This is a genomic window from Desulfobacterales bacterium, from assembly GCA_030066985.1.
GTDB lineage: Bacteria > Desulfobacterota > Desulfobacteria > Desulfobacterales > JAHEIW01 > JAHEIW01.
Window position 1 is genome coordinate 140204 of record JASJAN010000001.1, and the last position, 12437, is coordinate 152640.

Genomic DNA, 12437 nt, shown 5'->3' on the forward strand with positions numbered 1-12437 from the left:
TATAATTATTGATTAATATAAAAAAGTAAAAATATAAAAAAAAATGGAGATTGAAAGGCATTCATAAAATTGATAAAAACTTAGCATGAAAGTCTACACAGCAAAAAACAGCATTTAGTCCGCTGTGGCTATTAGACCTGAAAGTCAGTAGCGACTGATGTTGGCAATAAATATTCTTTGATAAACGCACACAATCGGGTATATGAGATATGCGAATAAATACTTGCTCGCGGTTGCTTTAAATGACAAGGTGGGACAGCCCAAAATGGAGGATATATGACCGCAAAACTAAAATCCAGTGCCAAAAAAGTGCAGGCGGCGTTAAAAGCCCACAATCTGAGCTGTGAAGTGGTTCAAATGAAAGACACTACGCGAAGCGCGGCGGATGCGGCCCGGGCCGTCGGATGTGAGGTGGGGCAAATCGTAAAATCGCTCATATTCGAGGGTGAGAACTCCCATCAGCCCATTTTGGTGACCACCAGTGGCGCCAACCGGGTCAATGAGCAGGCCATCGCGAACAATGTCTCCGAGCCCGTCAAAATGGCCACGCCTGATTACGTTCGCCAGATGACCGGTTTTGCCATTGGTGGGGTTCCGCCGGTCGGCCATGACCGCCCGCTCAAGATTTTCATTGACGAAGATCTGTTGCAGTACGATGAAATCTGGGCGGCTGCCGGAACACCTCACGCTGTGTTCAAGCTAACCCCCGGCGATCTCAAAACCATCACCGCCGGCACCGTCATTTCTGTTAAGTAGCTATGAATGAGAGAATTTTCAAAATGCCAGTTGTTACATGAAGCATCAGGTCGCTGATATCAAAGGTTAGCTCATCCCCAATAAAAAATAGGAAATGGATCCCTGAAGTTTGCACGCGTCGGAGGCTTTCATATGCAAGGCACTTAAGGGCGAAGCTATAGTTCACTATGCTTCGCCTTTGATAACGCAGCAGATGGAAGCCTCCGGCTCGCCCGAAGGGTGAAAATTAATGAGATAAAATGATATCCATCCTTGATAAAATTACGGTATTTTAGATTAATTTTTTAATTGCTCGACTGGGTCTCTTTTCGTGTTAGTTTTCTTCTCATTAATTTTCATGCAAGCTTCAGGTACTAGCCGATGGCCACTTGGATGATGTCTTGCCTAGCACTAACCCGCTGAATCGTCACCTGGATCAAATCTTCCGGTTTTAACTCGATGCCGCTCGATATAGGCAAATCGCACTCCAACATGTAATGGTTCAACAGGATCTGGTAATTTCGGCGGGCCCGATGCAAAACGATGGCCTCTTCTTTTTGCCCGATTTGATTTTCAAGATATTTTAAGAGCCAATATCTATGGCGGGTGTATTGAAAACGGCCGACATGGCTCATGGGCAACTCAAGGGATTTAATGATATCCGCGATTTCTTCGGCGGTATAAGCTGTTTCCAGCCCCAACGCGGCTCTAATCTGGCGCTGATTGGTTAAATCCGAATATTTCCGAATGGGCGAGGTTGCCGTGATATAAGCATCCAGTCCCAGACCCGAATGGGTATCCGGTTTGGCATCCAAAACAAAACGGCTAAGGAGTCTGCGCTGCATCCAGTTTTGAAAAAGCGTACCGGCATTTTTCTTGTATAAGCGTTCTCGGGGCTTGCGCTGCGACCTGAAAATGGCGGGTATTTGGCGTTCTTTTAAATAATTGGCCATTAACCAGTTGGCCATGATCATTAGCTCTGAAACCAGCATTCTGCCCGGACTTTCCCGATTAACTTGGTTTACAGAAACTTCCCGGTGCTCATTGACCCAGATGCTGATTTCCGGCACCGTAATTTGAACAGCCCCATCATCCAGTCTTTTTTGGCGAAATCTCTGGGCAATATCGCGCAAAATGCGTATATCCTGACTCTCATCTGCGGCACTATTAACATCAAAATAGGTCAGCTGATCTTTGACCTTTATCAAACTTTGTATAATTTCATAGTTCAAGACCTCAGCTTGCGGGCTCAATCCAATCATAATGCTGATGGCCGGGCGCAGCTCGCCGGCTTTCAAGCTGCAAAGACCTTCCGCTAGAACCGACGGCAGCATGGATATCTTAAGATCCGGCATGTAAATGGAGCTGCCGCGCGATAGCGCTTCCTGGTCAACCACATCCTTTTTGGGTATAAAATGGCCTACATCGGCGATGTGAACACCCAGTCGAAATCCATCAGCAGTTGTTTCAATGCTGATGGCATCATCGAAATCCAGGGTTCCCTGGCCATCGATGGTCATCAGGGACATATCGGTCAGATCGCTGCGCTCTGGTGCAGCGGAAAGCACCGGGTTTGCGCTGACAATCTGCGCCGCACGCGTCAACACCATTTCCGAAAATCCAGCCGATACCTGGCAGCGCAACAATTCAATATTTTCATTTTCATCAAACACACCCAGCTTCACCAGGACCCGAAAAATCTCCTCGATGCGCTCAACACCGGCTTTGGCCGCCATGGCCTTGGCAATTGTATAATCATTGCTATCTTTGCCAAAAAGATAATAAGATCTTAAAATGTCGCTAAATTCCTGGGTATCTGCATCTGCAAAGGAAGGCACCTTGGATGGGTCCGAGTTTAACATCCACTTAAGCCAGCTGCCCCCGCTTTCAATCAGTTTGCGTTTTCGCTCGGCCTGTTTGCGTTGGGCAGCGAGCAGCTCGACCTGTTTTTCGGAGTTGGGCCGGAAACCATCGGGGTTAAATTTAAAATACAGCCGATCATTAAATAAAGCGCGCATCACCGCTGCTTCATGGTCACCTGAGGCGCTTTCCGGAAAGCAGAATTCGGTCATGGTCCTCAGATCGATCCAGTTCTGCTCTGTGTTGAGCACTTCCCACAGATCACGGATATCAATATGGTCAATCAATTGTTCGCGTTTGCGAACAACTTGCTTCAAGGTCTCAACCATTTGATCTCTGCCCAATGTGAGATCGAGACGCATTTTATCATGGTGCAGCAATCGTTTGCGGGAAAGGTTGACCTCGCGATTGTTTTCGGTTAACAAGCGTAGCCGCTGATTCTTGACTTCAAGAACCACGGCGCACGTTATTTTCTGGCGGTCAATATATTCAACAATACATCCTGATTCCATAAAATTTACAATAACAACCGACACCGACGAAGTCAACGAAAGATAGAATTTTGTTTATTTTCAGATTGTTATAATAAATAACCGTTTGACGTCACGCTGCATGAAAACCATTACTCTCATCAAGCCTTATTTTAGAGAAAATCGCTGGAAAATTGCCATCGGTCTGTTCAGCTTAATTATCGTTGACGTGCTGCAGCTGTTTATACCGCGCATTATCAAATGGGCCGTAGATGGGCTGACCGTTTTGCAAATCGACGTGGGCCAGCTGATGCGCTATGCGGTTTATATGGCCGTGATTGCCATTTGGATTGGCATATTTCGTTATGTGTGGCGGCGTTGCTTGCTGGGAACATCGCGACGCGTTGAAGAGGGATTGCGTAACCGTCTGTTTACCCATATCCAGACGCTGTCTGCCTCTTATTTTGATAAGACTCAGACCGGCGATTTAATGGCCCATGCCACCAATGATATTCAACAGGTCCGAATGGCCACCGGAATGGGAATGGTGGCATTAAATGATGCCGTTGTATTGGGTGCAGCCGCGATTGGATTTATGCTCTACATCAATGTTACCTTGACCCTTTTTGTCCTGATCCCCATGCCGTTGATTACCATCGCGACCAAAATTTTCAGCAAACAAATGCACCAGCGCTATCAGCGTGTTCAAGCCACCTTTGCTGACTTAACCGAGGTCATTCGAGAACGTTTCGCCGGTATTCGCATTATCAAAGCCCACAACCATAAGCAAAAAGCAGCCGCCCGGGTAGAAAGCGTCTCACGAGACTATGTCAAAGAGAACCTGGGTCTGGTCAAAATTGTGGGTTCCTTTTTTCCGATGATGTTGCTGTTTACCAATTTGAGTTTGGCCATCGTACTGTATCTGGGTGGACGCCAGACGATCGCTCAGACCATCACACCCGGAGACTTTGTGGCCTTCATCAGCTATTTGGCGCTATTGACCTGGCCGATGATGGCCCTTGGTTGGGTAACCAACTTGATTCAAAGAGGGCGCGCTTCACTGGATCGCTTAAATCAAATTCTAAAGACCCGTCCTGAAATAAAGGATCTTAAGGGTGCCAAGGAGCTCGATCGGTTTGACGGTCGCATTGTCTTTGATAGCGTTGATTTCTCATATGCACCGAATGGTAACCACAGCCCGGCGGCACTTTCGGGGATATCGCTGATAATTGAGCCCGGAACCGTTCTCGGTATTGTCGGCCCGCCGGGCAGCGGTAAAACAACCCTGGTGAATCTGATACCCAGACGATATGAGGTGTCCGGCGGCAGCATCCAGATTGACGGCCATGACATCCGATCGCTGAAAATTGGCAGTTTAAGATCACAGATCGCCTTCATGCCCCAAGAGCCCTTTTTGTTTGCCGGAACCGTCAGGGAAAATATCACTTTTGACCATCTGGCGACGTCCGAATCCCGGCTGCAGAAGGTGACCCAGAAAGCTGCCGTTTACGATACGATCCAGGCATTTCCCAATAACTATGACACACTGGTCGGTGAAAAAGGCGTGATTCTATCCGGCGGTCAAAAACAACGTATTGCCCTGGCGCGGGTATTCAACCAGGATGCCGGCATATTAATTTTGGATGACCCCATTAGCCAGGTGGATCTGGCTACCGGAAAAGCCATCATCGAAACGCTCAAATCAATGATCGGCCAAAAAACGATCATCATCGTATCCCATCGCATTTCCGCCGTTCGTTTTGCGGACCAGATCATCGCCCTCGAGCAGGGACGCATTATCGAGCAGGGCACCCACCAGGATTTGGTCGCAACCGATCGATATTACGCCAGAGCATTTCATTTGCAGGAATTGGAAGAGGACCTGAATGCATCCTGATTACGGATATTTTGAGGAAACACAGCTGGGCAAACCCTATGACCTCAAACTGATGAGAAGATTGTTGCCGTTTGTGCGGGCTTACCGGCACCTCATCCTCTACTCCATTTTGCTGGTATTGGGCATAACCGCCTTGGATTTGGCACTGCCTTATGTGACCAAAGTCGCCATTGACCGCTATATCGTTCCGCAAGCAGCCCCGATGAGAACAACCCCATCGCAGACCGACGGGACCCGCGCCCGCTATTTGAAGGCTGATCTAACGGATGCCGTTCAGAGGGAGATCGTTCAAAAATACAGCGCCTTGTTCCAACTGCAGGGCCAAACGGCCCTGATTCCGATCGATGCTTTGGGACAGCTCGAGAAATCCGATCTGAAAGCATTGCGTCAAAATGATGTGGCCGGTCTGGGTAAAATGGCGCTCATCTTTCTGGCCATCGTCTTTTTTAATTTCATTCTCAACTTTAGCCAGAAAATGATCATGGAATATTGCGGTCACATGATCATGCACGATCTAAGGATGAAGCTCTTTACGCATGTACAAAACCTGGCGATTGAATTTTTCACACGCAATCCGGTAGGTCGTTTGGTCACCCGATTGACAAATGATGTCCAGAACATGCATGAATTATTTACCTCGGTCATTTCACTGGTGTTTAAGGACATCTTTTTGCTGATCGGTATTGCCACCATTATGCTGGCCCTCAATTGGAAGCTTGCCCTAGCAACGTTTACGGTCCTGCCCATCGTGGTTTACGCTTCGGCCGTATTTTCCGTAAAAGCCCGGGACGTTTTCCGGACGCTGCGCATCAAATTGGCTGAGATCAACACTCGTTTTGCAGAAACCATCGAAGGTATTGGTGTGATTCAGCTGTTTGTCCAGGAATCAAAAAACTACCAAAAGTTCAGACAGCTAAATCACGAAAATTATATGGCCGGTATGCGCCAAATCCATGTCCTGGCCATCTTTATGCCCATCATTGAACTGATGGGGGTAATCGCCATCGCCGTGGTGATTTTCTATGGCGGCGGTCGGGTGCTGGAAGAATCGCTAAGTTTAGGGACCCTGGTAGCTTTTTTATCCTATATCAAAATGTTTTTCAGACCGATTCGGGATCTGGCTGAAAAATATAATATTCTGCAAAATGCGATGTCCTCGGCTGAACGGATATTGTTGATCTTGGACACGCAAAACACCCTGCCAAAAGATCGTGTTCGGCCGGATGCAGCGGGTCTGGATCGCATCCATGAAGTGCGACTGGATGCGGTTTCCTTTAGCTATATCAGTGATGAAAAAGTGCTTAAAAACATCTCTTTGCAAATTAAAGCTGGTGACACGGTGGCGGTGGTCGGCCCGACAGGTGCCGGTAAAACATCACTGGTGAACCTGATTCCCAGGTTTTACGATCCCACTGCCGGCCGTATACTGATCAACAATGTCGATATCGTAGAATTGGATCCAACTGAGTTTCGCCACAAGATGGCTCTGGTGATGCAAGAGCCGTTTCTGTTTAGCGGCACCATCCGCGAAAATATATTTGACAATACCCATCGCTTAACCGATGAGCAAATGCAGGAGGTCATTGAAGCGGCCAACTGCACCCGCCTGATTCAAAGATTACCTGACGGACTGGACACCGTCCTTTCTGGAGGGGGAATTTCCCTTTCGAGCGGCGAGCGGCAGCTGATATCGATTGCGCGGGCATTTGCCAGAAATCCGCAGCTGATATTATTCGACGAAGCCACCTCTTACATTGATTCGCAAACTGAGCTATGGATTCAACAGGCCCTTGAAAAATTGATGAAGGGCAGGACCGCATTGGTAGTAGCCCATCGCTTGTCAACCGTGCGCCACGCCGACCGAATCATCGTCATGAACAGAGGCCGTATCGTTGAAACCGGAACGCATGCAGAATTAATGGCCCGACAAGGGTTCTATTTTCAACTCAATCAGCTGCACAGCTAAGGTCTCAGTTCACAGAGGTCAGACGACAGAGGACAGAGGATAAAGATTGGAAAAAGATGGGGTATGTCTGACTTCTGTTTTCTGTCATCTGTTTACCGACACCTGAAACCTGAAACCTTCTTTAATAAATCTCTTGCCAAACGCCTGGTCAGATGGTACACGCATATTGTCTTAAATAACCACGGTATTAGGCTGTTTATAGGACCGAAACGACTTTGTAATAGCTCAATCAACAAATGGAAAGGAGGGTTAAGTAGATGGCTTATGATGCAGTAAAGATGGCAGACTGGCAAATTTCGGAGGCGGCAGAAAAGAACATGCCGACACCGGAAGAATGGCAGGAAAAATTGGGTCTTGAGAAGAATGAAATTCTTCCGATGGGCCGACTGGCGAAACTCGATTTTCTTAAAATTATCGACCGGCTCAAAGACAAGCCGGACGGCAAATACATTGAGGTGACCGCCATCACACCGACCCCGCTCGGAGAGGGCAAAAGCACCACCTCCTGCGGTTTGATGGAAGGTCTCGGCAAGCGCGGCAAGAATGTGGGCGGCGCGCTGCGTCAGCCCTCCGGTGGGCCCACCATGAATGTCAAGGGAACTGCGGCCGGCGGCGGCAACTCCCTGCTGATTCCGATGACCGAATTTTCCCTGGGTTTGACCGGTGATATCAACGACATCATGAACGCCCACAACCTGGCAATGGTGGCCTTGACCGCGCGCATGCAGCATGAGCGCAACTACTCCGATGAACAACTGGACCGCTTGACGCGCATGGCGCGCCTGAACATCGATCCCACTCGTGTGGAGATGGGCTGGATCATCGACTTCTGTGCCCAGGCCCTGCGCAACATCATTATCGGTATCGGGGGCCGCTTCGACGGATTCACCATGCAGTCCAAGTTCGGGATCGCCGTGGGCTCTGAGTGCATGGCCATTCTGTCGATTATCCGCGATCTGGCCGACCTCAAAGAACGGCTCAACAACATCACAGTGGCCTTCGATAAGAGCGGCAAGCCCATCACGACGGGCGATCTGGAATGCGGCAACGCCATGACCGCTTTTATGCGCAACACCATCAACCCCACCATGATGTGCACCGCCGAATACAACCCCTGCATGGTGCATGCCGGACCGTTCGCCAATATCGCCGTCGGTCAGTCTTCGATTATCGCCGACCGCGTCGGCCTGAAACTGTTCGACTACCATGTCACCGAGTCGGGTTTCGGTGCTGATATCGGCTTCGAAAAATTCTGGAACGTCAAATCCCGCTTCAGCGGTTTGAAACCGCATGTATCCGTATTGACCACCACCATCCGCGCGCTGAAGAGCCACGGCGGCGGCCCCAAAGTGACGCCGGGCATCGCCATGCCGGAAGAATACACCAAAGAAAACGTCGGAATGGTTGAAAAAGGCTGCGTGAACATGGTGCATCACATCAACACCATCCGTAAGGCCGGCATCAACCCGGTGGTTTGTATCAACCGCTTCTACACCGATACGGATGAAGAATGTAAGGTGGTGCGTGCAGCAGCTGAGGCGGCCGGTGCCCGCTGTGCTGAGTCCAAGCACTGGGAGCTGGGTGGCGACGGCGCCCTGGAATTTGCCGATGCCGTGGTCGAAGCCTGTGAAGAGGAAAACGACTTCAAATTCCTCTATCCGCTGGAGATGAAACTGCGCGACCGCGTCGACATCATCGCCAAAGAAGTCTACGGTGCCGACGGTGTGGCCTGGACTCCAGAAGCCGAGGCCAAGGCCAAAATGCTCGAGGACGACCCCAAGTACGCCGACTTTACAACCATGATGGTCAAAACCCACCTGAGCCTGAGCCACGACCCGACGCTCAAGGGTGCGCCCAAAGGCTGGACGCTGCCCGTGCGGGACGTGCTGATTTATTCCGGCGCCAAATTTCTGTGCCCCTGCGCCGGCACCATCAGCCTGATGCCCGGCACCGGCTCCGACCCGGCTTTCAGACGGGTGGATGTTGACGTCAATACCGGACAGGTGTCCGGATTGTTCTAATTCGGCCCATATAAACCCTAAAAAACAATGGGGCCTGGTAACACTTTCCAGGCCCCATTTTTTTTCAAAGGTTCAGGGATCAACGGTCACCCACCTTCGCAAATGCTACGGCGCGGCGGGGGAATTTCTATGGTTTTGTTATCTGGCTTCTGCCGACTGGCAGCGTGATTCGCAGCATGGAACACAGTGAGTTTGAAGCTGACTTGATTTAGTTCCAGGTGGTCATCAGTTTCTTGACATACGTCGCTGTTTGTTGGGCCATTTTTTCGAGATTTTCAGGTGCCAGCCCCAGTCGATCCGCTACCGGTCCGAAGTGCTCCAAAGCAAGATCCTGATCGATTTTTCCAAAACCGGTCATGATGCCCATGGTGTTGGCCACGTGCACAATGTCGCTCAGATTGCAATGTTCCTCGCAGGATTCCGGATCATGGTGCCACTGAACCGCACTGACCAGATCTGATGGAAAAGACCATTTATCCAATATCTGGCCGCCGATTTCAGCATGGTTGGTTCCCAGTACCATGGATTCTGCCACGTCGAAGGCAATGCCTTTGGTTACCATGTCTTCGATATTTTGCAGATCTTCTTTGACAAACCCGCCCAGAATTAATTTGCCCACGTCATGCAACAGCGCCGCGGTAAAAACTTCATCGGCGTCGGGTATTTTCAGCTCTTTAACCAGAATCTCTGCTGCCACCGATACGGCCACCGAATGCTGCCAGAGGGCTCCTCTGGGAAGATCGTATCCGGGGATCGTTTTATTCATCAGCGGACTCATGCAGATGGTCGTCACCACCTGCAAGAGTCGCTTCCAACCCAACAAAACGATGGCCTGCTTAACCGAACTGATGCGGGTAGGGATGCCAAAATAGGCTGAGTTGGTCAATTTTAAAATATTGGCGGTCAATCCCGGATCATATTTTAGGATGCTTTCAATTTCTGATGCGGTTGAGTCGGCATTGTCCAGAAGGGGAAGCAGTTTGGCTGCCGTGGTTGGCATGCCTGGGAAAGCTTCAACTTTCAGTGCAATGCGGTAAATCTTTCGGTTTGTCACAGATTACCCTCCCCCGAGGTGGTCTCATTTGGATCGCAATGGTATAAGGAGTATATCGGTCAACGGATGAAAATCTTAAGGAAATTGGGCGTTTTCAGAAGATATGGCGTTTCTGAAGGTCATGGTGGTATGCTGCCACGACAAGTTGCGGATGGTAATTGGTAAGTTCAAAAATTTCAAAAAAAAGATCGAGTCATCCTAAGGATTTCTCGATCTTTGCACAGAATCTTTAACTGTCTAATATTATTAATTTTATTATCCGTCTTCGGATACAGCAAATCCACTGGGTCCCAGCCCTGTGGATGATGGTGTCCCGGCAATTTTAGCAAGATACGTATCTCCCAGTTTTTTGATATGATGGTCAACACTATCAAAATAATTATAATGGGCCTGCTCTTCCTCAATGATTTCTTCAAATAACTTCATACTGACGCTGTCTCCATTTTCGCGACAAACCAGAAGGAACTGATTATACACATCAATGGTGTCATCCTCCAGATTGGCGTCAAATGGGAAAATACCTTCGACCGCCTGACCTTTTTTAACGCTGCCGTCATGCCCTGCAACGGGTTCGCCGCCCAGCTCTTTAATCCGCTCGGCAAAATGCTCGGCGTGTCGCATTTCATCGATGGCAATCAGCTTTACTTTTGCCGCCAGCTCTCCATAGTCGAGGTCGTCCAGGTTATAATGTTGGTTCATGTACTGATGTATCGCTTGCAACTCCATGGCACGGGCCTTGTTCAACACCTCAATGACTTTTTTGGTTCTTTTCTCTTTAGAAACTTTTGCCATAATTTACCTCCGATAAAAGGCGATCTTTAGCAGCCAATGACGCCAGGTTTAAGGTTTTATGTTTGGCAGGGTCAATCCGCATAGAAACAGTTTAATTTAACATAATATGGTCGAAAGAATTGTCAAATCGAGTTGACTATTGCGGAGCTCAAATTCGAATAGTAAAGCGCGTTCCTGGGCAGCAAGTCATTTGCGGGAAACTGACGATTAATCGTCATCATCCAGACATTTTTGCACGGCGCTTACGATCGTGTCATAACCCGTGCAGCGGCAAAGGTTGCCGGCCAGACCGCGCCGGATCTCATAGCGGCTGACTTTTTGCTGCTTGTGTTTTTCGACCAATGATGTGGCCGCCATTACAAATCCGGGTGTACAAATGCCACACTGCACCGCACCTTCATCCACAAAGCTTTGTTGCACCCGGGATAGTTTATCGTCGCGGCTTTCGCCCTCCACCGTGCGAATGGACTTGCCGTCGGCCCAAACCGCCAGATACAGGCAGGCATCGATGGGCACATCATCGATTAAAACCGTACAGGCGCCGCATTCACCCACAGCACATCCCTGCTTGACGCTCAGCAGTCCTATCTGTTCCCGTAGGACTTCCAGCAAAGATTGTCGTACATCAACGCTGATTTCTTTTGGCTTACCGTTTACCGTAAGGGTAATTTTATGATTCACTGTATGATTCCTCCCGCCTTCAATACTGCCTGCTCCACAACCCGCTGGGCCAGAGTGGTGATGATTTGCAGCCGGAATTCCTTGGCCGCCCGCCAGGATGTCCGCGGGCGAACATCAGCCGGCACAGCCGTGGCAATATCATCCAACAGTTTCGATGTGATCTTCCGGCCCCGAACTTTATCTTCAGTCCCTTTGCAGCGAATGGGAACAGGTGCGGCCACCCCAAAGGCCAGCCGAAGGTCTTGTAGGATGCCATCTTTAATCTTGCAAACCGCTGAACAGCCGATGGTGGAAATATCCATAGCATCCCGCATGGCATACTTATGAAAATGCCCAAAATAGCCAGTATAGTTGTCCCGGGTAATGGTAATCGCGGTCAGTATTTCATGTTGTTTGACCGCCACCTGGCTGGGACCCAGAAAAAATGATTCCAAAGGCATTTGGCGGGAACCATTTCCACCGTCAATGGTCACAGTGGCATTAAGGGCGATCAGGGGTGTGGCGCTGTCGGCACTGGGCACACCGTTGCATAGATTACCGCCGATGGTTGCCATGTTTCGAACCTGAGGCCCGCCGATGGTAAGGACGGCTTCGGCTAAGACCGGTATGTGCTTGCAAATCAACTCGGATTCAGCCACATGCGTAAAGCACGCCAGAGGTCCAATGATGATATCGCCCGCATCGTTTTGGGTGATATAATTGAGCTCGGCGATATCGTGAATATCCACCAGGTGATCAAACTGCGCTTTGCCCTTGTGCAGTTTGACCAGCATATCGGTGCCACCGGCAATCAGATGCGCCGCGGGATTTTGCTCTAAGAGCTGAATCGCCTCTTGAACACTGCCGGCCTTGGAATAGCTCTTAAAATTAAACATTCACTCTCCTTTTTAGGATGAATTTGATTTTGTTCACCGCAGAGACGCAGAGGACGCTGAGTTTTTTTATTTTTTCGCTTTTCGCT

9 protein-coding genes are annotated in these 12437 nt (G+C 49.4%); 4 read left to right on the top strand and 5 right to left on the bottom strand.

All coding sequences use genetic code 11. The features are described 5' to 3' along the window. The first annotated feature begins 276 nt into the window (after positions 1-276). Positions 277-756, top strand: coding sequence for a YbaK/EbsC family protein (locus QNJ26_00530; protein MDJ0983995.1), 480 nt, complete (start codon positions 277-279; stop codon positions 754-756). A gap of 353 nt (positions 757-1109) precedes the next feature. Here the strand turns inward: QNJ26_00530 and QNJ26_00535 are convergent, their stop codons facing one another. Next, positions 1110-3107, bottom strand: coding sequence for a ribonuclease catalytic domain-containing protein (locus QNJ26_00535; protein ID MDJ0983996.1), 1998 nt, complete (start codon positions 3105-3107; stop codon positions 1110-1112). A 100-nt stretch (positions 3108-3207) separates the two neighbouring features. Here QNJ26_00535 and QNJ26_00540 point away from each other — a divergent pair, with 100 nt between their 5' ends. The 3 genes from QNJ26_00540 to QNJ26_00550 all read left to right on the top strand — a co-directional run bounded on the left by QNJ26_00540 (position 3208) and on the right by QNJ26_00550 (position 8949). Then, on the top strand, positions 3208-4962 hold the full coding sequence (locus QNJ26_00540; protein MDJ0983997.1) for an ABC transporter ATP-binding protein: 1755 nt from the start codon (positions 3208-3210) through the stop codon (positions 4960-4962). Then, positions 4952-6928, top strand: a complete 1977-nt coding sequence (locus QNJ26_00545; protein MDJ0983998.1) for an ABC transporter ATP-binding protein — start codon at positions 4952-4954, stop codon at positions 6926-6928. Before QNJ26_00540 ends, QNJ26_00545 begins: the two co-directional genes overlap by 11 nt. A gap of 257 nt (positions 6929-7185) precedes the next feature. Then, positions 7186-8949, top strand: a complete 1764-nt coding sequence (locus QNJ26_00550; GenBank protein ID MDJ0983999.1) for a formate--tetrahydrofolate ligase — start codon at positions 7186-7188, stop codon at positions 8947-8949. A gap of 208 nt (positions 8950-9157) precedes the next feature. Here the strand turns inward: QNJ26_00550 and QNJ26_00555 are convergent, their stop codons facing one another. From QNJ26_00555 to xdhB, 4 genes are all read right to left on the bottom strand, one after another. Next, the gene (locus tag QNJ26_00555; protein ID MDJ0984000.1) at positions 9158-10003 is read right to left on the bottom strand and encodes an HDOD domain-containing protein; all 846 of its coding nucleotides are present in this window, start codon (positions 10001-10003) and stop codon (positions 9158-9160) included. A 255-nt stretch (positions 10004-10258) separates the two neighbouring features. After that, positions 10259-10795, bottom strand: coding sequence for a bacterioferritin (locus tag QNJ26_00560; GenBank protein ID MDJ0984001.1), 537 nt, complete (start codon positions 10793-10795; stop codon positions 10259-10261). A 207-nt stretch (positions 10796-11002) separates the two neighbouring features. Continuing rightward, entirely contained in the window at positions 11003-11476 is a 474-nt protein-coding gene (xdhC, locus tag QNJ26_00565) for a xanthine dehydrogenase iron sulfur-binding subunit XdhC (GenBank protein MDJ0984002.1), read from the bottom strand. Beyond that, complete coding sequence (gene xdhB / locus QNJ26_00570; protein MDJ0984003.1) at positions 11473-12351, bottom strand: xanthine dehydrogenase FAD-binding subunit XdhB; 879 nt, start codon at positions 12349-12351, stop codon at positions 11473-11475. Before xdhB ends, xdhC begins: the two co-directional genes overlap by 4 nt. Positions 12352-12437: the final 86 nt, after the last annotated feature.